Genomic DNA, 21,578 nt, shown 5'->3' with positions numbered 1-21,578 from the left:
GCGCATATAAACATTCACCTGATATTTCAAATTCATCCAAAGGTGGCAAATTTATTGGGACGAGAATTTTGAGCACGACTATAATAAACAGGTTAAATACGTACGAGTGATAGCTGCTGAATGGATGTATTAAAAATTATGGGAATTGATATGCATGGATAGTTCTGAAGGTTGGTGGTTAATGATATTTTCCCTGTGATGATTTGGTGTAGTGGTGAGGATTTTATATGAACGCCTTGTTGAAAGAGCTGCACACCTATCATCATGAGGTGGCGATCAAAATCACTCAGATCAAAGGATTGCTGGGGAGGGTTAGGCATCAATCCGCTGGTGCCGATGACTGCAAGCTGTTGTTTAAGCTGCTGGAAGCCTTGCATGGTGATGCAGAGCTACACCACCATGAAAATGAAGAGCTTATTCGGCGGGCCTTACTAGCGACTGAGGCACCGATCCACCAACGGGTCAAGGATATCGAGCGAGATCATCAAGCATTTGCGCGCATTGCCGGACAGCTCAAGATGTTGGAGGACTCAACTCAGGAGGTGAGAGTAATCGCTGACACTATCGATGACTTCATCAAGAAATACTACGATCATATGGATGCTGAGGAGAATATTTTCTTTCCGGTGGCAGATAAGTGGTTGTCAGATATCCAGTGGCAGGAAATAAAGCACCAGTGGCATTAATACGAGCTTCAACCGTCTTACTTAAAAGCCAGGCGGCTACTTAATACTCGACCTGACAAATTCTTTGCGTGGGCGCCTAATGATACGCCACTGGCTTGTAGGATTACTTATATTGAATTACACACGAGATAATTTGTAAGCCTTACAACCACACATTCGCCAAACGTGGAGCAAGCGTTTCGGCTAATCGTATTATTTCGATTATAGATCTCTAGCCGCCTACGGAGAATCCGGCCACGGGGTTATTGGGGGAACCGCGGGTGATGATACAAATCTCTTGTGACCATGTTTTAGGCAGATGAGCCACGCCTGGTTTCGTTGACTGATCTGAGGGCTTACACGGCTCAACCGATAGCTGCGCTCCACCGGCAACTCTGGGGCGTCAGGCACCCTTCTCCAGCGGCAGAAATCAGCCACAGCTGCCTGTCGATTTCGCCCGAGGAAACCCAGACTTCCTGTCTATTGCAGCGCCTTGATACAAGACTTCGAGTTGTCCACGAAACTAGGGGAAAAACCCCATCCAATAAACAGTGTGCCCAGGCACTGATCGGCCAAGAGTATTCGATCAAACTGTAAGTGCAACCACGCAATGCTGCTGCATGTGCCAAACAAATGCAGATGCGCTACAACTCATAGAACTCCGGGGGCCTCACAGAAGCGAGCGAATGTGGATGAGACACAATCTCTGCGTCGTCAGGCTGGTTCAGTTCGCATCCGCTTCGCTCATCATGCTAGCCACCGGTGCAGTGGCAGAGGATCTCGAACCAAGGTCCTACGCCAATACACCGGTCGGTATCAATTTCCTGCTTATAGGCTACAGCGATCTCCATGGCACCGTAACGGCCAACCCCTCGATCCCCCTCGAAGATGCCAAGCTCAACATCAAGACGGTCGTGTTTGCCTTTGCCAGATCCCTGGACGTCTGGGGCCGCTCGGGGAAGTTCGATATCGTCGTGCCCGAGGCAAAATTGACCGGCTCAGCCTTGCTTGCCGGTGAACCCAAGGAGCGTGATGTCACTGGGTTGATCGATCCAAGATTTCGCTTCTCGGCCAACTTGTATGGCGCCCTGGCGATGTCCCTGGCTGAGTTCCCCAGCTACCAACAGGATGTAATTATCGGCGCCACTCGGGCAATTCGACGACAGCAGACTGATAAATCTCGGCAACAATCGCTGGTCATTCAAGCCTGAACTCGGGATTTCCAAACGTGTGGGGCAAGTGACCCTGGAATTATCCGGCGCGGGAACCTTTTTCACCGACAATGACGAGTTACTCGGCAACCAAGTGCTTTCTCAGGACCCGATTTACCAGATACAGGGGCATCTTATCTACGCCTTCAGCAATGGTGTCTGGGTTTCGCTGGATTCGACCTACTTCGCTGGCGGCAGCAGCTCGGTCGATGGGGTCAGTAACCACGATTTTCAGGAAAACACCCGCTACGGATGCACCCTCACGCTGCCGTTGAACCGTAACCATTCGATAAAGCTCAATGCGAGCAATGGCGGACATACCCGCACGGGCAGCGAATACGATGCTGTTGGCATGGTCTGGCATGTATCGCTTCGGCGCAGGGCTTTGAAACATAGGATTTACGCTACGTTCCATTCATGCGTTCGTGGGACATTTGTCTGATGCCGGTTGCTTACCAATGCCCGTAGATGGCTCTGGCAAATCGGGCATCACCTGGCCTGATGCGACGGATAAATACCGGCAAGCCGCGCTATCACGACCCCCACGTAAAAGACGCCTGAAAACTCTTCGACCATCACCAGTGAGCGGGCGTGGTTGGTCAACGGGATAACATCCCCGTAACCGGTGGTCGTAAGCGTCGTGAAGCTGAAATAGATCAGATTGAAGAAAGTGCCGGGTTGTCTGAAATCGAAGTTGCCAGGGCCGAATGAGCCAGTGGCGGAAATCTCGACCAGGGCATTGATGAAGGACCAAACGAAGGCCAACATGATGTAGCCCGCAAGCGCGCCATGCAGCTTGTCGGCTGTAATTGGCCCGCGCTTGAGAAGGTAGCGAAGCACTCCGCTGAACGAAACCGCAAGAGACGCCGCATAGGTTATCCCGGCAAGTTCAAGAGTCCCGATACTCTCAGTCCACAAGGCCGCCCATTGAAGGCCAATCCCAAGCAACGCCAGGCACAGTTTGAGGATGAACCCCGACCGGGTCTGCCTGGTGGCGAAAGCGCCCACGAGCAGCACGACCGAAAACAGAATGCCGAGCCACATGCGAGCAATCAGACCCTCCTCAAGAAAGGGCAACAGAAGGATCAACCCTAGCAAGAGCAGCAACAGATAAGTGCAGGGCCCCAGTCCTATCACCATCTGAGCTAAATCCGCGTCGGATTCGGCTTTATCTTGCAGATTTGTCATACCGGCTTCCCTGAGGCCGAAGTAACGCTCGATACTTGACGTTGCACGGGTGAATTCTGATCTTGCTTCAGAATAGTTGGGAGTGAAACTCTAGTCGCGAATATCTGTAAGAGGGTTGAACCTGACAGGCAGCCTCACGCCCTGAGGAAGTCAGTCAATCAAAATCGAGGTTCTTGAGGAACGATCAACAACGCTTAATCAAGGCTTGATGTGCGCCAGGGTCAGAGGTTGTTTGAGCAGCGGGTTGCTTCTCGGAAAAATCTGTCCGACGGCCAGATCATTGGATGCCCTCCAATAAGCATCCAGGCCCTCCAGTTGCTCAGTGTTCAGGAAATTGCTCATGAACTTCTCCGCCAAAAGACCCGGTTATTGATAGCTTATAACCGACTATGAGAATCTGAGGCGCATAAGACTTGATTGACATCAAACTCCCGGATCGGCATTCGGAGCGATGTCCGTAAAGGCTGTTTCCGTTCGTCGATTACACCGGCAATCCTGAGAATCCGGTGCGTGTCAGATGCCGCACCGCCTATTCTTAGTGAGTCCTCCCAATTGACCTCACTTCTCATGCCAGACGTCCGCTTTCTGCAAGCCCATTTCCTGAAGGCTGTGTGCTCAAGCTGCAGCGTGATGGAGCTATGCCTGCCCATCGGCATGACCGGGCAGGAAATCGAGCGCCTGGACACATTGATCATTCAACGTTTCAAGGTCAAAAAGGGCGTGGCACTTTACCGTGCAAGTGATCCGCTGCGCTCGCTTTATGCGGTGCGAATCGGCTCATTCAAGACCAGCGTACTTTCGGTCGATGGTCGTGAGCAGGTCACCGGCTTTCAGATACCTGGTGAAATGCTCGGCCTTGACGCGATCAGCACGGACCGGCATGCGTGCGATGCTGTTGCCCTTGAAGATAGCGAGGTCTGCCCCATCCACTTTGCTCACCTGGAAGAACTTGCCCATGAGTTGCCTTCCCTGCAGCACAATCTGAATAAAGTTCTCAGCCGCGAAATCGTACGCGATCACGACATGCTGATGCTGCTGGGCAACATGAACTCGGACGAGCGTCTGGCAGCCTTTTTACTGAACCTGTCGCAACGTTTGAACGCCCGTGGATATTCATCGACGGATTTCGTGTTGAAAATGCGCCGCGAGGAAATCGGCTCCTACCTGGGGCTGCGCCTGGAAACCATTTGTCGGGGCATCGCACACCTGCGGGATCAAGCACTCGTGGAAGTTTCTGGCCGTGACGTCAAAATTCTTAATCTTGAAGGCCTCAAACAGTTGATCGCCGGCTGCCACCGCCCTCCAATCTATTGATCCCGGTCAACCGGACATCGCTGCCAGCGAAACACAATCCCCCTATTCAAAAGGGCAGGCGCTTGGCCAGTTCGGCATTGGGCAGCCACAGGGCGCTGATGCAGTCCTCCTCGTCCTCTTCTGTCACGGGTTCAAGATCCATCGGATCAAACATGCGCTTGCTGACCATGGCCAAACGCACAATACCGTTTTTGTCGAGGAAGGAATATGCAACACATTCACACAAGGGCCGAGCCAGGGCTTTTGTGAGGGAATCTGTGCCGGCATTCTCAAGCTCGCTCTCTAAACGCGCAGTGCACGTGCCAACCAAATCCTGCACCGCGCGGGAGGCGAAGTGAAACACCGTGAGATATCCCGCCATCACCACCACCAAGACCGACAGCAGGATGGCTGCCTCACGTTTCCAGGAACTTGTGCCCATCCGGTGCAAGCACCTGTGCACCGCAACTCTGCTCCAGTCCTGAACCGCTCGATATCCGCTGAAAAGCTTATTGTTTGTCATGACTGGTTCTCTCGCCATTTTTATCAAAACAATGGCGCCGACCAAAAAGTGCCGTTTGATCTGGATCAACCCGTATGCGACCGGGTCCCTTCTTCTTGACCTGCAAAGGAACAATGCCTCAAACGGCGGTGGCTTTTTTGGTTACCTTGATGAGCTTGCAGCGAGATCAATGCTAGAGAGTTCAACGCTATCGCGATACTCCGGCACTGAAACCGACCATCCCAACTCCAGACTGATGCGCCGACGTAGCACGTCCGACGCGTTTGGTTCCCCGTGAACGACAAAGGTATGTTTTGGAGGTCGCTTGAATCCACGCAGCCACTGCATGATTTCATCGGCGTCGGCGTGTGCGGACAGTGTTTGCATTGGAACTACCTCGGCACCGATTGGCACGTCTTTGCCGTGGATACGAACCGAAGACGCTCCCGCAATAATTTGCGCGCCACGCGTGCCACCGGCTTGGAAGCCAGGCATCAGCAGCGTGTTAATCGGATTGGGAGCCAGTGCCTTGAGGTGATGGACCACCCGCCCTCCTGTCGCCATGCCACTGGCGGCAATAATTACCGCTGGGGTGCGTTGCTGATCAAGTGCTCTCGAATCATCGACGGAGTGTACGAATTGCGCTACATGGCACATGCCTTCGCAATCTTCCATAGACAGTCTGTGCTCGGTCCGAAAACGCTGGTACAAAAACGTGACATCGGTGGCCATCGGGCTGTTGAGGTAGATTGGAATATCGGGAATCGCCCGTTTGCGCTTCAACTGATACAGGTGATACAGGTGATACATCAGCAGTTGAGCACGTCCAACCGCGAACGATGGCACGAGGGTAATCCCTCGGCGAAGCGTCGTGCGGGTGATGACCTCGGCCAATTGCGCCTGTGGCGACTCGTCCGGGTGTTGGCGATCACCGTAGGTAGACTCCACCAGCAGATAATCCGCCTGCTCAACAGCTTCCGGAGCGAACATCAAAGGATCGTCAGGCCGCCCCAAATCCCCTGAAAACACCAAGGCCTGGCCGCCAGCAATCACCTCCACCGTCGCGGCACCCAGGATATGCCCGGCGCAATGAAGTTGGATGGTCATATCCGTGGCAATTTTCACCTTGTGGTGCAACTCCACCGGCCGCAACAGTTTAGTGCTCGCTCCGCATCTTGCTCAGTGTAAAGCGGCAACGCCGGGGTGTGCTTTGAGAAGCCATGCAGATTGGCAAATCTCAGCCTCTTCTTCCTGCAGGCGGCCACTGTCCAGCAGCAGAATTTTCACCAGTTCACAGGTAGCGGGCGTGGCGTAGACCGGGCCGCGATACCCATTGCGCACCAGGACAGGTAAATAGCCGCTGTGGTCGAGATGGGCATGGGTCAGGACAATGGCGTCGAGATCGCTGACCGGGAACTGGAGCGGGTCGCGATTGTGTAGTCGCAGTTGCTTATAGCCCTGAAACAGACCGCAATCGATCAGCACATGTTGGTTGCGATGGTCCAGCAAGTACTTGCTTCCCGTCACCGTACCCGCGGCACCTAGAAATGTGATTCGCACGGCGGTTTTCCTTGCGCATTCAGGGGAACGCTATTGATCGCTCCTTTTGGCTCAAAGCCAGTTGATTTTTATCAACTGCAAGCTCGACGGCGTTCCATTCAATCGCGCAAGGCCAATGGCTTGACGATCATCAAACTGCACGGCGCCCGGTTTAACACGCTCTCGGCGGTATCGCCGATAAACCGGTCAGGACCATGGTGATAAGCCGTGCCCAGCACCACCATGTCGAAGGCATTCTGTTGAGCGAAAAGTCCGATGACCTTGTGGGGGACGCCCGTCAGTGAGTGTCGGCACGTGGTGTTGATGCAATAGCGCTCGGCAAGCACATCGAAAGCCTCTTGCTGGGCATCCTCGATCGCGTCCCTCAAACTGTCATCAAGACTGCCCGTTGGCAAACTCATCGGCGCATCGCTCATCTCTGACCAACGACAGACATTAAGTAAGTGCAGTGCGGCACCGCAGCTGGCCGCCAGAGTCGATGCCAGATCGAGTATTCGGTCATTTAAACCCTGCGTCAGCTCCTCCAGATGGGACAGATCGATCGCCGCAAGAATTTTCAATGGTTTGGGATTTCTGGCACTGGTAACCAGATGCAGGTGGGTCGGACATTCCCGCAGCAGTCGCCAGTCCAATGGCCGGTGAAAGGCACGATCTAGGGCCGGCACGTAATGGGTGTCCTTGATCACCAGGTCCGGAAGAAAGTCGTTCACGTACTCAAGCAGGTTTGTCAGGCTCGACTTGGCCCAGACCACTTCGGTGGTCACCTGTATGCCGCCGAATCGCTGAAATCGGGCCTGCTGCTCCAGCCAATGGCGGTGCACCTGCAGATAGCCTTCTCGTGCCTGAGCCATCGCATCATGGTCAAGCAGACCGGCGACCGCCAGGACCTGGACATAATCGAACGCGACAATGTGCAATAAGGCACCGGTTGCACAAGCCAAGGCATGCGCACGCTCAAACGCCGGGGTCAGGGTCATTTCTCTGGGAGCTATCAATAGAATGCGTTTGAGTTTGAGCATCACATACCTCGCCCTGAAACCTGCCTGAGTGCAAACCCGCCTGGCTGTCGGGGCCTTGAGTCAAACGCTTGTGACTTCGAGCAGGCTCGTGACTGCAGCCAGCAAAATATCCCGCAATACACCGAACAAGTACGTTTTCATAATCGTCATGTCGACTTGTTGCGACTGGAAAGCGGCAGTTCGATTATTTGGCGCTATGCCGTGGGGGACCTGACTTTTATCAACTAATCAGCAGCTATCGTTAATGGAACGACTGGCTTTCGATTACTAAAACCCTTGTTGATTCAGCTCAACGACTTTCCGGCTTCCTGGCGTAGAAATACTCTGATTCACCGCCTCCCCTTTCGCTGGAGATTTGCCATGCTGGCAGTCACGCTGATCAATACGTTGGTGGTCATCATCGCCGTACTGATCCACTACGAATGCCTGTTACGTTTGAATGATTGGCTGCCCCGGCTCAAAGTGTGGAGCCGCTTCAGAATCGTAGTTGGAGTATTCGGCGCCCTCCTGGCCCACGCAATAGAGGTCTGGTACTTTGCGCTGGTCTATTACCTGATGGTGCACTCAGGGAGTTGGGGCAGCCTGACGGGCAACTTCGACGGTACGCTGATGGACTGCGTTTACTTTTCCTTTACGACGTACACGACGATCGGCTTCGGCGATATTTCGCCTGTGGGCAAACTCAAATACTTGACCGGCCTGCAAGCCCTGACCGGACTGGTGCTCATCACATGGACCGCATCCTTCCTGTTTCTGGAAATGCAAAAGTACTGGAAGCGCAAATAATCCCTTTTCCCACTCGTATCAGACTCAACTGTCGGCGATCAAGCCATATACAGACTCGATCTAGACCGCCAGAACGCAGCATGGCACCTGATACAGAATATGCTCGGTCGTGCTGCCCAGAAGCTTATCCACACCATGGGAGTGGACTCTGCCCATTACGATCACATCCACGTTGTGTTCATTAGCAAACCCACTCAACGCCGTGACCGGGTTTCCCTCAATCAAATGTCGATGATCGGAGGGCACTCCGAACCGACCTGCCAACCCCAGGAAAGAATTTTCCAGGTCTCTGCGAAGCGCTTTGGTCAGGTCAGCCAGTGTCAGGCCGCCCATGTCCGCCAGAAAAGCAGCCGAGATATCGCAGGCGTACAGTAAATGCAGCTCGGCGTTGCACTGCATTGCAAGGACGCAAGCCTGCTTGATGATTCGGTCGTTCAGTTCATTGTCGGTTGACTCGACATCCGATACCTCGACCGCTGCCACAACCTTGCGGGGCAAAACGAAGCTGCTCCCGCCCACCAGGTAGACCGGCACCGGACAGTGACGCAACAAGTGCCAATCCAACGGGGTAAAGAAGGCTCGCTTGAGCACGGACTCATGCTGAACCTCCTTGATCAACAAGTCGGGCCGCAGGTCCGTGACGTGATCAATGATGTCTTGCTTCACGTCCTCAGCCCAGGCCACCTCGGTGGTCACCTCTATCCCCCTGTCACGCAAATTTTCGGCCTGAGCCTTAAGCCAGCCGCGATGGTCCTGCAGGTAGCGCTCCCGTGCCGATTCTCGATCACCCTCTTCAAGCAGCGATAACCATTTGAACGACGGGATAAGCGCCGCGATATGCAAACTTGCACCGCTGGCCTTGGCCAGCGCCGCTGCATGATTCATGGCTGGAGAATGGCGCAAGGCCGGGTTGATGATCAGTAACAGGCTTTGATACTGGCTCATGATAAATCTCCCGTGAGGTCGATATTCGACGCAAACTGCTAATGGGTAGACGTCAGCGATTGGCCACTAATGTCCTTTGCCGTTTCAGCCTGGACGTCGTCCCCACCAGTTGCTCGGTGCCCAAAAAATCACTCATGGACTTTTCCGCCCGAGAAACAGTAGGTTTTTCTTCAACACTGAGAAATTGAAGCGCTCATGGTTCTGACTGGCACTGTTACAGCCGGCCAGCTCAACGGCACGATAGTGCTCATTCCCTGACACGCGACCTGACAACCAAAATACTGCCTGGCACAGAGTACAGCGCTCGCTCTGTGTTGCTACCGATCAACCGGTCGATCCCCTCACGGTGCACCGTGCCCATCACCACTACATCGGCCAGGTATTGCTCGACAAACTCATTGATCACCGGTACCGGCAACCCCATTTCGAAATGCCGTCGCTCCGGTGGCACGCCATAGCGCTCTGCCAATGTAATAAACGCCTGGTGCAAGGATTGACGCAGTTCTTCGCTGAGATCCACGCCCCAACCGCCCCCAGCCAATGGCGCATCGCTGTTGAAGGCGGGCGATAAATCAAATGCGTAAAGCAGGTGCAACGGTGCATCGCATTGCAGGGCCAGGGCGTTAGCAATCTGAATGATTATGTCGTTCAATCCGCTGATTTGTGTCGACGGATCGAACGGGTCCACTGCCGCCACGATCCTGTGCGGCAAGGCGTAGCGGACGTGATTGACCAGATGCACGGGGATCGGGCATTCACGCAGTAAGTGACAATCAAGCGGGGTAATGAACACCCGCTTGAGCACAGGTTCAAGGGTTACATCCTTGATCAACAGGTCGGGCTTCAGATCTTCGACCGTCTTCAAAATGTCCAGCAGCGGATGGGTGGTGAAGACGGCTTCGACCGTCACCTCCAGCCCCAGGTCGCTGAGCCGATCGAGCTCTTCCGCCTCCCAGCGACGGTAGCGACGCAAATAGCGCTGTTGCTCTGCGTCATCGACTTTTTCTTGCCATAAATGAACCACTGGTGCCGGTTCGACAAAGACCCGCACATCCAGTACGGCCCCGGCTGCCTTGGCCAAGGCGACGGCACGCAGTAGAGCGGGAGACTGATGCAGGGTTTGGTCAGCGATCAGCAGAAAACGTTGATATCGCCCCATCACACACCTCCGTTCGACTCCGGTCATACAGTGCCGGTATGTTTCAAGACTGCACTCCATCACCTTGCGCAGTTTGATTTACATCAAGCATGCACGAATCAACGCCGCCGACACGGGTGTCTGATCCAGATCAGATTTAGGGACTGACAACGGCGTAGAACGAAATCAAACGCGGCTCTTTTGCCGAGCGCTAATCTTTCTAAACGCATTGGAGGAACACCCCATGCTTACCGTCAAAGACCACAATGATCGGGCTGCGGCCGCCTATGTCGCAGTCGACGGCCAATACTGGATCGAAGCGCTCAGGGACGGTCGCCACGTGCTGATTCGGCCACTGTCGGAGAAAGATCGCGACCGTGAATATGCGTTCATTAAACGGCTGTCTCCCGAATCCCGACACATGCGTTTTCTCGCGCAGATCAATGAACCCAGCGCTGCGATGCTCAATCAATTGATGGACACTGACAATCAACAGCGTGTGGCCTATATCGCCCTGGTCCATGACAACGGGCAACTAGTCGAGATCGGTATCAGCCGTTACGCGGCCACTCGCGCGTATGAGTGTGAATGTGCCGTAACGGTCGCCGATGAATGGAAGTACCTGGGTCTGGGCACATTACTGATGGAACATCTGATCAAAGCGGCCCGCAAAAACGGCTTTCGCCAGATGTATTCAGTGGACTCCTCCAGCAATGCACCCATGCGTGACCTTGCCAAGGCGCTCGGATTCGAAACGCACAATGATCCCGACGACAGCCGTCAGGTGATTCATCAAATTTACCTGTAGAAAATCGCCCCCGCGATATTCCAGCCAACGGCTCATCGCGGGGCAATCAAGCCCTCAGGATTGCAGCATTCTTCCTGGCTTTATCGCCAGCACACTGCACGGCGCCCGATGCAGCAGTTGCTCGGCCGTGGTTCCGAGTAATTTGCTCAAGCCCTTGTGCTGCGCCGTGCCCATGACAATGACATCGGTACGGTGGTCTGAGACGAATTCACAGATACTCGGCACGGGTGCCCCCTCTATGAAGTGACGACGCTCCGGTGACACGCCGTGGCGTTCAGCGATAGCCGCAAATGCCTCATGCTGAGCCGCTCCCAACATTTCATAAATCCCGCTGGCCAGTGGCAATGCGGCAAAGCCCATGTCCTGGACGTATACAGCCGTCCAGTCATACACATGCAGCAACTCAAGACTGGCATCACAGACCGCGGCCAATTTCGCCGCGGCGTCGACAATCTGATCGTTGAACACACGGTCCTGATCTTCATCGCGCAACACATCAATGATGGCCAGTACGTTGTGTGGCCGGGCATTCAGCGGAGTCGTCACCAGATGCACCGGCACAGGACAATCGCGCAGCAGCTGCCAATCCAGCGGGGTAAAAAAAACACGCTTGAACGCCGACTCTTCCTGGGCGTCCTTGATGATCAGTATCAGCGGCATCTCATTGATAAAGTTCAGAGTCTCCTCATAAGGATGCTGTACCCACACCACTTCGCTGGTGACCTCGACGCCATGCTTGCTCATCAATTCGGCCTGCTCCACGAGCCATTGGCGATGGGTTTTCAGGTAGCCATCCCGAGCCTGGCTGAATTGTTCCGGGTCGAACATCCCGGCCACCGCCAGGGCCTGTGAATAGTCGAACGCGACGATGTGCAACGGCAATTGCATCGCGAGCGCAAGCGCAGCAGCCCGGTCGAATGCCGGTGTCCGAGTCATGGCTGAAGGAGCGATCAAGAGTAAACGCTGAGATTGCGACATGGGGCACCTCGGCATACGGCCAATTCAATCCAGGAGTAGAATCACAGATTGATTGCTCCTTGTTCCGAGCACTTGATTTTTATCAGTTACGCCCGCGATATCCATCAGAACAGCCCCATTCCCGCCCATAACGCCATGGTCAACAACACTTGGCCTGGGATCACGTAAGCGGCGAAGCGTCGCCCGCCGCTGACCCACGCCACCACGCATTTGCTGACGGAGTTGCTGCTGATCGCAATCAACACAGGCCCGACAATGGCATCGAAGGGCAACTGACCGGACTTGGCCAGCGTGGCAATCGACGCCGTGGAAGCATGCGCATCGGCAAAACCGCTGAATGTGGCCGTCAACATCACCCCAACCTGGCCGAAATGGCTGAGCATCACTGACGAAACAAAGGTAATGCCGGTCATGGTCAATGTGACGATCAGGGCCAGCTTGAGGTTGAACGCCCCACCGACTTTAATCGGCTGGTTGGCCTCGGTCGCTGACTTGGGAAACATCAGGCATACCCCATACAACGCCGTGGCGGCGGCTCCGGACATCAATGGCCCCCACATATGGCGCAGCAAACCAGGGTCAACCGCCCCCAGAATCAAGCCGACCTGCGTAACGGTGGCCATGTTGGACAGGATCGCGGCCGCGCTCAGGACCTTGATATTGTCAGGCTGCCGGGCGACGAGATGCCCCATGGCAGCGATCGTCACGGTGCTGGAAGCGAAACCTGAGGCAATGGCGCTGATCGCATATCCGTACCGGGTCCCCAGGGTCCGAACGGCGATATGCCCAACTGCCCCCACTGCCATCAGCAATACGGTCAGGCTGCAAATGGTACGCAGATTGATGGCAGCGTAGGGACCGATAAAGCGGTCCGGTGCCAAGGGCAGCACGACCAGCGCAGCCGTCAGGAGGATAAGGCCGTCGCCTAACTCCGCATCAGTCAATTGGCTGCGGGCAAAGTGGTGCAGCTTCTCTCGATAAGTCAGCAGCCCTGCCATCACCACGCCGATAGCAATCGCCAGCTCGGGGTTCTTGCCACACAACGCCCCCAATACCAACACCGTAAATAATGCTACTTCGCTGGTCACCCCGGGGTCGTCGCTCAGGCTTCGCCAGTAAGCCACGGTGACGAGCAATCCCAGAGCGATGGCCACGATGCTCACCAGCAAACCGCCACCGACCTGCATCGCCACATAACCCAGCAACGCCGTAATGGCGAACGTCCGTAAACCGGCACAAGCGCGGGTCTCGCCCTGATCCTTGTGCCGTTCGCGTTCAAGACCGATGAGCATGCCAATCCCCAGAGCTGCGGCTGCTCCTGCCAGCCCGATGGCTCCGCTCATTGGATCGTCATCTGCTTGAACTGCGCCCCGCACTGGTCCACGTTTTTACTCCACGCGGTCGACGCAAAACCGTTTGCCATTGGGGTAAGCAGTTTGACGGTCAGGCATCCGTCTTGTGTCGTCTGCCAGGCAAACACCACCTGGCCAGACATGGGGCGCCTCGATACGTGCCTTGAGCTGGCCAACAAACGCCTGCGCTTCTCCCAGACTGTTGAAGTTCACTTTCAAGGCATCCATGCACACGATCCAGCAATGGCTTGCCGGCTTCTCCGTGATATCAATGATCATAGAAACCTCCGTACTACTTAGAGAATCAGTGCGCACAGCCTCACGGCGTAATCGCGACCTTCATGACACCGTCCCGTTGGTGAGCAAACAATTCATAGGCCGCTTCAATATCATCGAGTTTGAGGCGGTGGGTCACCAGCGGCGACAGGTCCACACCACCACTGTGCACCACGGCCATCAAGCGGCGCATACGCTCTTTCCCCCCCCCGGGCACAGGGTGGTGACAATGCTGTAGTCGCCCAATCCTGCGGCAAAGGCATCCTGGGGAATGTGCAGATCGCTGGAGTAAACGCCAAGGCTGGATAGTCGACCACCCGGGCGCAGCACGCGTAACGCGGATTCGAAAGTGCCCTGTGTGCCCAATGCCTCAATGGACACATCGACACCACGGCCATCGGTCAGCGCCATGATCTGCTCGACCACATTGCCGTCCTTGAAGTTGACGACATGAGTCGCACCCAACTGTCGCGCGACGCTCATCCGCTCGGCCACGGCATCGACGCCAATAATCGTCGTCGCGCCTTTGAGCCGTGCTCCAGCCACCGCGCAAAGGCCGATTGGACCCAGGGCAAACACGGCAACGGTATCGCCGATGTTCACCTCGCCCCGCTCTGCACCGGAAAAACCGGTGGACATGATGTCTGGACACATCAGTACCTGCTCGTCGCTGAGACCGTCGGGAATCGGGCATAAATTGGCAAGGGCGTCCGGTACCAGCACGTACTCGGCCTGGCAACCGTCAATGCTGTTGCCGAACTTCCAGCCGCCGGAAGCACGAAAGCCATGGCGGGTATCTGGCCCATCCTGGGAGCCACAGCCACACAGGCAAGCGTAACTTTGTCCGCTGGGCGTGATGGCGCCGGCAATCACCCGCTGCCCTTCGACAAAACCGCGCACCTGCGACCCCAGCCGCTCAATCACGCCCACCGGCTCGTGGCCCACCGTCAGCCCTTTGGCCACCGGATACTCACCGCGCAGGATGTGTACGTCGGTGCCGCAAATAGTTGTGGTGGTGATACGGATCAACGCGTCCAGTGGTCCGACTTCGGGGACGGGCTTGTCTTCTTGTACGATCCGGTTCTTTTCGACGAAAACAGCCGCTCTCATGGTCGTCATGGTGATCCCTCCTTTACTTATGCGGACCAAAGTCTGTACGAGCCCAAAGACTGCGCTGAGGAGCCGGACGAAAGATTGATAATGGTCAACAATTTCGTCAAGGGACGAAGCCTGGATTACCGCACGTCGGGCAATACCATCCTTTCCCTTCGATTTGACAAAGATCAAACCCGGCGCCCTGAACAGCGGCAGGCTAGGTACAAGGCTTCACCCAATAACACGGCCGTCATTGGGCCAAGCGATTGCACGATTACCTACCGGAGATCTGTCATGTCTAATCAATTACGCTTCATGCTGGTCGTCTCGCCGTTGATGGAAAACAGCCCCGCCTTCGACCGGGCCGCAGCCCTTGCCAAGGCTTCAGGTGCTGCCCTGCACATCGTGGCGTTTGATTATCTTGAAGGGCTGGCGACTGCCGGAATGGTCAACGAACAGGCGCTGGAACAGATGCGACTGGGCTATGTCGATCGCCATCGCCAGTGGCTCGAAGACCAGGCTCGCCCCTTGCGCAAGATCGGTGTGCACGTCACCACGGAAGTCGTCTGGGTCGAAAGGCCCTTGCAGGAAATCCTCATTCATCTCAAAGAACAACCGATGGCTGTATTGATCAAGGCGCTGGAACACGAATCGCTGCTGTCACGCCTGATGTTTACGCCGTTGGATATCCACCTGCTACGTGAATGCCCGGTTCCCCTGCACTTTGTCAGTCATTTGCACAACGCTTTGCCGCGCAAGATCGTCGCCGCCGTTGACCCTTTTCATTGCGATGGCCAATACGAAGGCTTCAACGACAGAATTCTGCGTGAGGCCTCCAAACTGGCGAGCACCTGCAATGCAGAACTGGACGTAATCTACGCCCATGACCTTTCCAGCATCAGTGCGGAAGAATTCGGTTTCAGTAATGGCTCGGCGTTGTTCTCCTCGGGAAAAGCCAAGACCCTGTTCGAGGCGCAAGCTGATGCGTTTCGCAAGCTTTCTGAGCGCAACGGCATCCCGCCGGAGCACCAGCACATGATCATGGGCAATCCGGCAAAGGTGCTTTCCAGCTACGCGCAGGCCTACGACACCGATGTGATTGTCATGGGACGCATAGGTCACCGCGGTATGGAGCGGTTGGTTGGCAGTACGGTGGAACATCTATTGTACAAGTTGCCCTGCAGCGTGTGGGTGGTTTCCCCAGAAGTACTCTGAACGATGCTAGTACCGGCTTAGCTCGATTCAGGCAGCGGCGACATATAACACTGGCAAGCCGCGCGATCAGGACGCCAACGCAAACGATACCCGCACATTCTTCGAGCATCACGAGTGAGCGGGCAGGGTTGGTCAATGTTTCACAGTCTTGCGAAATCCATTCAGAGAAGACACAGGAAACGCTTTTTGGCGTCTCGGTTGAAGATCAGTATCTCCAGAAAACGGGCGTCAGGAGCACCAGCACCGTCAGGATTTCCAGCCTTCCCAAAAGCATTCCCACGGTCAGTAGCCACTTAGCGGCATCCGGTAATGTCGAGAAATTGCCGGCCGGCCCAATGATCGTGCCAAGCCCTGGCCCGACATTACACACCGCAGTAGCGGCCCCGCTCAACGCGGTTGTCCAATCAAGCCCGATGAGCGCCAGCCCCAGGGCGATGGCGGCAATCGTGATGGTGAAGAAAAACGAGAAGGTCAAAAGCGAGCGCACGATCTCCTCATCAATGGGATGACCGTTGTACTTCTTCTGAATCACTGCTCGAGGATGGATCAACTGCTTCAAACTACTGACTAGGAGAGCGGCGGCAACCTGAAAACGGAAGATTTTGAGACCGCCTGCAGTGGAGCCGGAACATCCACCGACGAAGGTCAGATAGAAAAACAGCAAGACGGCGAAGCTGCCCCATAACGTGTAGTCACCAACCGCAATTCCGGTGGTCGTGACAACCGAGGTCACATTCACTGCCACGATACGAAACGCATCCCACCATCCGTAATCGCTGCGAAAACAAAGCCAGGTACCCACGACCAGCGATGTAACGGTCAAGAACCCAATGAATCCACGTACCTGGTGATCCTTGATCAGCGCAAGCCGATGGCCCCGCAATGTCGCAACGTACAAGGTAAAGGGCAGACTGCCCAGAATCATGACGGCCACCGCCACCCAGTGAATCGCTGGTTTCGTCCAATGCCCGAGTGAGGCGTCGGAAGTTGAGAATCCCCCGGTAGAAATCAACGACATAGCGTGGTTGACCGCTTCAAAAGGTGTCATCCCGGCGACCCAGAGTGCCAGGGCACTGAAGCCAGTAAGTCCCAGATAAAGCAAAAGGATATATTTAGCTGCTACATGGGAGCGTGGCGTCACTTTCTCCGACCAGTCTGAGGATTCTGTCTGGAACAGGCGCATGCCGCCCACTCGCAATAGTGGAAGGATCGCCACAGCCATGCCGATAAAACCGATGCCGCCCAACCAATGCAGCATGGAGCGCCATATCAACAAACCGGGAGATGCGGTATCCAGACCAGTGATTACAGTCGAGCCTGTGGTGGTGATGCCGGACATGGTTTCAAAGAACGCGTCGGTGTAGCTGATATCGCTGATGAACACCATTGGTAATGCAGCGAAGGTGCACACAACGACCCAACTGCCAGTCGTCAGCAGATACATGTCCCTAGGGCGAAGCTGGCCACTTTCCGGGCGCCCACGCACGATCAACAGGAGGCCGCAAATGAAGGTAATCAAACTCGACCAGAGAAAGGCTGACAGATCGTCGTTACGCTCATGGGCCACCAATGTGATCATGGGAATAGCCATGCTGACAGCCAGCGTGATCAGAAAAATGCCTAAAATGAAACCGATGAGCCGCATTGCCGAGAGAGACATAAAAATAACCTGTCAAAATTAGCGCGCACAGTATCGAATGCCCCCCGAAGCCTCGTAAATTTTGTGTAAAGTTTTAACTGGCAATCAACGCAAACCAAGGTTTCGATGTCGCCCCAGCAATGACCTTGACAATGGTCAGCCCCAACCCTGTCCCCTGATCATTTCCGCGGCTGTAGAAACGCTCGAAAAGCCGATCGCGATCCCGCTCATTGATGCCCGGCCCCTCCTCCTCGACGGACAGTTCGTAGCTGGTTTGCGGGGGGAGAAATTCGCCGCATTGGTCATCAGGTTGTTCAAGACAATATTGATCGCGGCGGGGTCGACTTTGGCAAGGCTGATGTTGTCGCAGACATCAAAAACCAGGTCAAGCCCCTTACTCAGCAACCAGGGCGTCAACTGAATCTGGCTGTCCCGATCGGTGCGGACCAGATCAATAGGCACAGGCGGTTCAGTCCCTGCTCCATCGGATGCTACCAAGGCGTTGATTATTGTTTTCCTGAGATTGGGTGCGTGCATCCAAGGTCTTACATTGGATCAATCGGGGTCTTGGAGAAGCTGCGGTGCTTCGTCAGAGCATTAAAAATGCAGAGAAACCATCAGCAAAAAGTTACTCTGAGAGTGGCCCCAGGCCATCAGATAGGCGACCATCAAAGCAAGGCATCGGATCTGTTTCAATCGCATAAAGCATCGTGGCCCAAGCCTCGTAAGCCACCTTCTGACGCGACGCAGCCTCGTCCCAACGACTTCCTGAAACTTCTTTTGCCACCACCAACATCATCAAGTGATTTGTGGCTGCATCAAGTTCCAACAATAGGTGGTGAGACTTGAACCGGAAATCGTCAATATCGATCATAACCCTACCATCCGGACAGGGCTGGCTCGGCACTACGAACCACTCTCACTATGAACATCAGTGTGGCAAAGATTCCTGTGATTGGAAAGTGCATTCGACCTATCGAAAATCGTTACGGCTTGATTGTATCCACGATCAAAGTTGCTTGGACGCTCATCATTCTTATTCGGTCTTTCTCAACAGCTGGCAGTGCTTCGTCGCGAAGGACTGGTGGAGACCCGCCGTGACGGAAAGCAAGTGTTCTATCGCATCAGCAGTCCCGCAGCATTGGCAGTGATCCAAACCCTGTATCAACATTTTTGCGCCGGAGAAATCTCATGAATGTCGACTGGCTCAACTTCACTCCCTGGTCATCCCTTGCCGGTGGCGCATTGATTGGCCTGGCAGCCAGTCTATTCGTCGTCGCCAACGGGCGCATCGCAGGCATCAGCGGCCTGATCGGCAGTCTTTTACAGCGTGGGAGCGAGGGAGTAAGTGAGAAGCACTTTTTCTCCTGGGCCTGCTCATCGCGCCGCTTCTATGGGGCTTGTTCGCCACGCTGCCATAGATCGAGTTCAAAAGTGGCGGGGTCGGGCTGATCGTCGCCTGTGTATTGGTGGGCATCGGTACCCGATACGGATCAGGTTGCACCAGTGGCCATGGGGTCTGCGGCATCTCGCGCCTTTCGCCGCGATCGATGGTCGCCACTGCGTGTTTCATGTTCAGTGGTTTCGCCACGGTGTTTGTCTTGCGTCATCTGCTGGGGGGGTGAACATGATCAAACTGAGTGCATTCATTGCAGGCTTACTGTTCGGCTTCGGCCTTCTTCTGGCAGGCATGGCCAATCCGGTAAAAGTATTGTCCTTCTTGGATTTAACCGGTGCCTGGGCCCCTTCCTTGGCGTTGGTCATGGTCGGGGCCATTGGCCCGCTAACCTGGGCGCGACAACAATCCAGTTCGCTGCTGGGAAGGCCAATGCAGCTACCGATCAAACGTGAGTTGGACCCGCGCTTGATTGGCGGGAGCCTGTTGTTCGGCATCGGCTGGGGAATAGCGGGCATCTGTCCGGGCCCCGCAGTGGCAATTCTGCTGACAGGACACTGGCAAGTGATCGTATTCATGTTGGCCACGCTGGCCGGCATGTTGTTGTTTGAAGGCCAATGCAGCTACCGATCAAACGTGAGTTGGACCCGCGCTTGATTGGCGGGAGCCTGTTGTTCGGCATCGGCTGGGGAATAGCGGGCATCTGTCCGGGCCCCGCAGTGGCAATTCTGCTGACAGGACACTGGCAAGTGATCGTATTCATGTTGGCCACGCTGGCCGGCATGTTGTTGTTTACTGCGCTGGAGAGCCGGCGCAGCCATTGATCGGCAGATCGCCATGAAAGCAAACACTGGAACCATTGACCGTAGCCTGCGCATTGTCGCTGGCCTGCGTCACATTGGCCTCAGTCTGCCCAGCGTGATCGGCGATTGGGGGCGGATTGGTTTAGTGCCGCCGGGCACTGGCATTTTCCGTTTCTGCCCTCCAGGATTTTCCTTATGACTCATTCACTCGCCAGCACATTAGACGTAGTCATTGTTGGTGGGGGCCAATCAGGCTTGGCGGTAGCGTATTTCCTGCGTCGAACTCATCTTTCATTCGTTATCCTTGATGCGCAGGAAGAGCCTGGTGGTGCCTGGCGACATGGCTGGAACTCGCTGCGTCTATTCTCCCCGTCCACCTGGAGTTGTCGAAGCACAACCGTTCGCGGGCTAGAAGGTGTTGGTGGTAGGTGGCGGCAATTCAGGCGCACAAATTCTGGCCGAAGTCTCAAAGATCGCTGAGACCAGGTGGGGAACCCCCGTTGAACCGATGTTCTTGCCTGACGATGTGGATGGGCGGGTATTATTCGAGCGCGCAACCGAGCGCTGGAAAGCTCAATTGGAGGGGCGGGTCATTGAGCAGCCAGTGGGTGGGCTGGGCGATATAGTCATGGTTCCGCCCGTTGTCGAAGCCCGAGAGCGCAATGTTCTCAAGTCTGTACGAGTTTTCGAAAGTTTCACTCACCGCGGGGTTACTTGGGGCGATGGCTCCGAATCTGCGGTGGACGCGGTGATTTGGTGCACAGGATTCAGGCCAGCCCTACAGCATCTGGACTCACTGGAGGTGGTCAACACCGAGGGCCGCGTTGAGGTCGAAGGCACCCACTCGACCAAAGAGCCAAGGCTGTGGTTGGTCGGTTACGGCGGGCTGTTAGCGGGAGGGGATGTTGGACACCGTCGACATGTGTATCGGCGGGCTGTGCGCGCTCCCAACGGGGCTCCTTTCGTGCTCGCCGCAAATGTAAATTCCGGGGAAACACTTCAGCATCTGATATATGTCAAGGTCGCTTGTGACAGCTCTGCTAATTACTCAGTGGTCATGCTGAAGTCTTTGATTCTGGCAAATGCGGCCTAACGCAAACACCGCAATCGGTTAATTCAGAATTTCGTTCAGCTCACCCCCACTAAGGCAGCTAGTCATGAAAATTACCAGGTTGACCGTGCTCTTCTTCGCCGCATTGTTAACCCCCCTATGGGCGTCAGCAGCAGAGCAATCTCAAGTGACACAGACGCAGCAACAAACTCCGAGTGTTGCCGAGTTCGATAAACAGATGGTTCAGGCACAAGACACCTTTAAGAAGATGCAGACACAGATGGAGAAAATTCAGCAAACCCAAGATCCCCAGCAGCGGCAGAAGCTCCTTCAGGAACATTGGAGTACGATGCAAAATGGAATGAGTATGATGAACGGTATGTGGGGGCCGGGAATGATGGGCAAAGGACACATGATGGGTGGTAGCCACATGATGGGGTGGCAGGACTACTCAAACTTGACCCCGGAGCAAAAGAGTCAACGCCAGTACATGATGGACAGGTACACGGGGATGCAACAGATGATGATGGATAACATTATGAGGCACCAAAACTACATGCAAGGGCAGCCACCGGCCAAGCCTGGACAGTAGGCATTGGCTCGTTTATTTGATTGTGGAGTGCGTTTTCGGTTAACTCGGGACGTACTCCTCCAACGC

The 21,578-nt window shown here is 55.1% G+C and carries 20 protein-coding genes and 8 pseudogenes; 14 read left to right on the top strand and 14 right to left on the bottom strand.

Going from position 1 to position 21,578, the window contains the following annotated elements; translation table 11 throughout:
- Nucleotides 1-227: 227 nt before the first annotated feature.
- From BMS17_RS20810 to BMS17_RS30700, 3 genes are all read left to right on the top strand, one after another.
- Nucleotides 228-686, top strand: a complete 459-nt coding sequence (locus BMS17_RS20810; protein WP_077431626.1) for a hemerythrin domain-containing protein — start codon at nt 228-230, stop codon at nt 684-686.
- 671 nt (nt 687-1,357) lie between these two features.
- The gene (locus BMS17_RS30705) at nt 1,358-1,876 is read left to right on the top strand and encodes a hypothetical protein (protein ID WP_256577201.1); all 519 of its coding nucleotides are present in this window, start codon (nt 1,358-1,360) and stop codon (nt 1,874-1,876) included.
- On the top strand, nt 1,836-2,318 hold the full coding sequence (locus tag BMS17_RS30700) for a transporter (protein WP_371916733.1): 483 nt from the start codon (nt 1,836-1,838) through the stop codon (nt 2,316-2,318). Before BMS17_RS30705 ends, BMS17_RS30700 begins: the two co-directional genes overlap by 41 nt.
- Before the next feature lie 47 nt (nt 2,319-2,365).
- Here BMS17_RS30700 and BMS17_RS20800 read toward each other — a convergent pair whose 3' ends face one another.
- Together BMS17_RS20800 and BMS17_RS30005 are read right to left on the bottom strand one after the other, a co-directional pair.
- Nucleotides 2,366-3,064 (bottom strand): potassium channel family protein, encoded by a 699-nt coding sequence (locus BMS17_RS20800; RefSeq protein ID WP_077431625.1) that lies wholly within the window; start codon nt 3,062-3,064, stop codon nt 2,366-2,368.
- A gap of 201 nt (nt 3,065-3,265) precedes the next feature.
- A pseudogene (locus BMS17_RS30005) lies at nt 3,266-3,406 on the bottom strand (hypothetical protein); the annotation flags it as partial.
- A 225-nt stretch (nt 3,407-3,631) separates the two neighbouring features.
- On the opposite strand from BMS17_RS30005, the gene BMS17_RS20795 reads away from it, so the two are divergent.
- On the top strand, nt 3,632-4,378 hold the full coding sequence (locus BMS17_RS20795; RefSeq protein WP_077431624.1) for a helix-turn-helix domain-containing protein: 747 nt from the start codon (nt 3,632-3,634) through the stop codon (nt 4,376-4,378).
- Nucleotides 4,379-4,424: 46 nt separating this feature from the next.
- Here the strand turns inward: BMS17_RS20795 and BMS17_RS20790 are convergent, their stop codons facing one another.
- The 3 genes and pseudogenes from BMS17_RS20790 to BMS17_RS20780 form a co-directional block, all read right to left on the bottom strand.
- The gene (locus tag BMS17_RS20790) at nt 4,425-4,949 is read right to left on the bottom strand and encodes a hypothetical protein (protein ID WP_256577200.1); all 525 of its coding nucleotides are present in this window, start codon (nt 4,947-4,949) and stop codon (nt 4,425-4,427) included.
- A 72-nt stretch (nt 4,950-5,021) separates the two neighbouring features.
- Nucleotides 5,022-6,419, bottom strand: a pseudogene (locus BMS17_RS20785) (MBL fold metallo-hydrolase RNA specificity domain-containing protein).
- Nucleotides 6,420-6,517: 98 nt separating this feature from the next.
- Nucleotides 6,518-7,438 carry a universal stress protein gene (locus tag BMS17_RS20780; protein WP_077431623.1) on the bottom strand — a complete coding sequence of 307 codons (921 nt, stop codon included), beginning with the start codon at nt 7,436-7,438 and terminating at the stop codon, nt 6,518-6,520.
- Between the two features lie 360 nt (nt 7,439-7,798).
- Here BMS17_RS20780 and BMS17_RS20775 point away from each other — a divergent pair, with 360 nt between their 5' ends.
- Nucleotides 7,799-8,224 (top strand): potassium channel family protein, encoded by a 426-nt coding sequence (locus BMS17_RS20775; protein ID WP_077431622.1) that lies wholly within the window; start codon nt 7,799-7,801, stop codon nt 8,222-8,224.
- Nucleotides 8,225-8,284: 60 nt separating this feature from the next.
- On the opposite strand, the gene BMS17_RS20770 is transcribed toward BMS17_RS20775, so the two are convergent.
- Complete coding sequence (locus tag BMS17_RS20770) at nt 8,285-9,169, bottom strand: universal stress protein (RefSeq protein WP_077431621.1); 885 nt, start codon at nt 9,167-9,169, stop codon at nt 8,285-8,287.
- A gap of 247 nt (nt 9,170-9,416) precedes the next feature.
- Entirely contained in the window at nt 9,417-10,328 is a 912-nt protein-coding gene (locus BMS17_RS20765; protein WP_077431620.1) for a universal stress protein, read from the bottom strand.
- Between the two features lie 223 nt (nt 10,329-10,551).
- Between BMS17_RS20765 and BMS17_RS20760 the strand changes: the two genes are divergently transcribed.
- The gene (locus BMS17_RS20760) at nt 10,552-11,115 is read left to right on the top strand and encodes a GNAT family N-acetyltransferase (RefSeq protein ID WP_077431619.1); all 564 of its coding nucleotides are present in this window, start codon (nt 10,552-10,554) and stop codon (nt 11,113-11,115) included.
- A 54-nt stretch (nt 11,116-11,169) separates the two neighbouring features.
- Here BMS17_RS20760 and BMS17_RS20755 read toward each other — a convergent pair whose 3' ends face one another.
- From BMS17_RS20755 to BMS17_RS20740, 4 genes and pseudogenes are all read right to left on the bottom strand, one after another.
- Nucleotides 11,170-12,093, bottom strand: coding sequence for a universal stress protein (locus BMS17_RS20755; RefSeq protein WP_077431618.1), 924 nt, complete (start codon nt 12,091-12,093; stop codon nt 11,170-11,172).
- Nucleotides 12,094-12,197: 104 nt separating this feature from the next.
- Nucleotides 12,198-13,436 carry a DUF4010 domain-containing protein gene (locus BMS17_RS20750; RefSeq protein ID WP_077431617.1) on the bottom strand — a complete coding sequence of 413 codons (1,239 nt, stop codon included), beginning with the start codon at nt 13,434-13,436 and terminating at the stop codon, nt 12,198-12,200.
- Between the two features lie 45 nt (nt 13,437-13,481).
- Nucleotides 13,482-13,724: a hypothetical protein gene (locus BMS17_RS20745; RefSeq protein ID WP_077431616.1), complete on the bottom strand. Its 243-nt coding sequence runs from the start codon at nt 13,722-13,724 to the stop codon at nt 13,482-13,484.
- A 40-nt stretch (nt 13,725-13,764) separates the two neighbouring features.
- A pseudogene (locus tag BMS17_RS20740) lies at nt 13,765-14,840 on the bottom strand (NAD(P)-dependent alcohol dehydrogenase).
- Nucleotides 14,841-15,110: 270 nt separating this feature from the next.
- Here BMS17_RS20740 and BMS17_RS20735 point away from each other — a divergent pair.
- Complete coding sequence (locus BMS17_RS20735) at nt 15,111-16,031, top strand: universal stress protein (protein ID WP_077431615.1); 921 nt, start codon at nt 15,111-15,113, stop codon at nt 16,029-16,031.
- 205 nt (nt 16,032-16,236) lie between these two features.
- Here the strand turns inward: BMS17_RS20735 and BMS17_RS20730 are convergent, their stop codons facing one another.
- The 3 genes and pseudogenes from BMS17_RS20730 to BMS17_RS20720 form a co-directional block, all read right to left on the bottom strand.
- The gene (locus tag BMS17_RS20730) at nt 16,237-17,691 is read right to left on the bottom strand and encodes a TrkH family potassium uptake protein (RefSeq protein WP_077431614.1); all 1,455 of its coding nucleotides are present in this window, start codon (nt 17,689-17,691) and stop codon (nt 16,237-16,239) included.
- A gap of 115 nt (nt 17,692-17,806) precedes the next feature.
- Nucleotides 17,807-18,150: pseudogene (locus tag BMS17_RS20725) on the bottom strand (sensor histidine kinase); the annotation flags it as partial.
- 148 nt (nt 18,151-18,298) lie between these two features.
- Nucleotides 18,299-18,544 (bottom strand): hypothetical protein, encoded by a 246-nt coding sequence (locus BMS17_RS20720; protein ID WP_077431613.1) that lies wholly within the window; start codon nt 18,542-18,544, stop codon nt 18,299-18,301.
- A 171-nt stretch (nt 18,545-18,715) separates the two neighbouring features.
- Between BMS17_RS20720 and BMS17_RS30690 the strand changes: the two are divergent.
- The 7 genes and pseudogenes from BMS17_RS30690 to BMS17_RS20685 all read left to right on the top strand — a co-directional run.
- A pseudogene (locus tag BMS17_RS30690) lies at nt 18,716-18,865 on the top strand (transcriptional regulator); the annotation flags it as partial.
- Nucleotides 18,862-19,295 (top strand): annotated as a pseudogene (locus BMS17_RS20710) (YeeE/YedE family protein). The pseudogenes BMS17_RS30690 and BMS17_RS20710, both read left to right, overlap by 4 nt.
- Nucleotides 19,296-19,297: 2 nt before the next feature.
- Nucleotides 19,298-19,723: a DUF6691 family protein gene (locus tag BMS17_RS20705; RefSeq protein WP_077431612.1), complete on the top strand. Its 426-nt coding sequence runs from the start codon at nt 19,298-19,300 to the stop codon at nt 19,721-19,723.
- Nucleotides 19,681-19,890: pseudogene (locus BMS17_RS20700) on the top strand (DUF6691 family protein); the annotation flags it as partial. The gene BMS17_RS20705 and the pseudogene BMS17_RS20700, both read left to right, overlap by 43 nt.
- A gap of 13 nt (nt 19,891-19,903) precedes the next feature.
- The gene (locus BMS17_RS20695; RefSeq protein ID WP_077431611.1) at nt 19,904-20,068 is read left to right on the top strand and encodes a DUF2892 domain-containing protein; all 165 of its coding nucleotides are present in this window, start codon (nt 19,904-19,906) and stop codon (nt 20,066-20,068) included.
- Nucleotides 20,065-20,752: pseudogene (locus BMS17_RS20690) on the top strand (FAD-dependent oxidoreductase); the annotation flags it as partial. The gene BMS17_RS20695 and the pseudogene BMS17_RS20690, both read left to right, overlap by 4 nt.
- Nucleotides 20,753-21,026: 274 nt before the next feature.
- Nucleotides 21,027-21,512, top strand: a complete 486-nt coding sequence (locus BMS17_RS20685) for a hypothetical protein (protein ID WP_077431610.1) — start codon at nt 21,027-21,029, stop codon at nt 21,510-21,512.
- The last annotated feature ends 66 nt before the right edge of the window (nt 21,513-21,578 follow it).

Origin of the sequence: Pseudomonas sp. C9, from assembly GCF_002000165.1 — a bacterium.
In the GTDB taxonomy this organism is placed as follows: Bacteria; Pseudomonadota; Gammaproteobacteria; order Pseudomonadales; family Pseudomonadaceae; genus Aquipseudomonas.
Note: the sequence above shows the minus strand (reverse complement) of the source record. Positions and strands in the feature narration are given on the sequence as shown.

Bases quoted from the DNA above. Each gene is read 5' to 3' on its own strand.
- BMS17_RS20810 (WP_077431626.1), top strand. From the start codon at position 228: ATGAACGCCTTGTTGAAAGAGCTGCACACCTATCATCATGAGGTGGCG.
- BMS17_RS30705 (WP_256577201.1), top strand. From the start codon at position 1,358: ATGAGACACAATCTCTGCGTCGTCAGGCTGGTTCAGTTCGCATCCGCT.
- BMS17_RS20800 (WP_077431625.1), bottom strand. From the start codon at position 3,064: ATGACAAATCTGCAAGATAAAGCCGAATCCGACGCGGATTTAGCTCAG.
- BMS17_RS20795 (WP_077431624.1), top strand. From the start codon at position 3,632: ATGCCAGACGTCCGCTTTCTGCAAGCCCATTTCCTGAAGGCTGTGTGC.
- BMS17_RS20780 (WP_077431623.1), bottom strand. From the start codon at position 7,438: ATGCTCAAACTCAAACGCATTCTATTGATAGCTCCCAGAGAAATGACC.
- BMS17_RS20775 (WP_077431622.1), top strand. From the start codon at position 7,799: ATGCTGGCAGTCACGCTGATCAATACGTTGGTGGTCATCATCGCCGTA.
- BMS17_RS20770 (WP_077431621.1), bottom strand. From the start codon at position 9,169: ATGAGCCAGTATCAAAGCCTGTTACTGATCATCAACCCGGCCTTGCGC.
- BMS17_RS20765 (WP_077431620.1), bottom strand. From the start codon at position 10,328: ATGGGGCGATATCAACGTTTTCTGCTGATCGCTGACCAAACCCTGCAT.
- BMS17_RS20760 (WP_077431619.1), top strand. From the start codon at position 10,552: ATGCTTACCGTCAAAGACCACAATGATCGGGCTGCGGCCGCCTATGTC.
- BMS17_RS20755 (WP_077431618.1), bottom strand. From the start codon at position 12,093: ATGTCGCAATCTCAGCGTTTACTCTTGATCGCTCCTTCAGCCATGACT.
- BMS17_RS20750 (WP_077431617.1), bottom strand. From the start codon at position 13,436: ATGAGCGGAGCCATCGGGCTGGCAGGAGCAGCCGCAGCTCTGGGGATT.
- BMS17_RS20745 (WP_077431616.1), bottom strand. From the start codon at position 13,724: ATGATCATTGATATCACGGAGAAGCCGGCAAGCCATTGCTGGATCGTG.
- BMS17_RS20735 (WP_077431615.1), top strand. From the start codon at position 15,111: ATGTCTAATCAATTACGCTTCATGCTGGTCGTCTCGCCGTTGATGGAA.
- BMS17_RS20730 (WP_077431614.1), bottom strand. From the start codon at position 17,691: ATGTCTCTCTCGGCAATGCGGCTCATCGGTTTCATTTTAGGCATTTTT.
- BMS17_RS20720 (WP_077431613.1), bottom strand. From the start codon at position 18,544: ATGATCGATATTGACGATTTCCGGTTCAAGTCTCACCACCTATTGTTG.
- BMS17_RS20705 (WP_077431612.1), top strand. From the start codon at position 19,298: ATGATCAAACTGAGTGCATTCATTGCAGGCTTACTGTTCGGCTTCGGC.
- BMS17_RS20695 (WP_077431611.1), top strand. From the start codon at position 19,904: ATGAAAGCAAACACTGGAACCATTGACCGTAGCCTGCGCATTGTCGCT.
- BMS17_RS20685 (WP_077431610.1), top strand. From the start codon at position 21,027: ATGAAAATTACCAGGTTGACCGTGCTCTTCTTCGCCGCATTGTTAACC.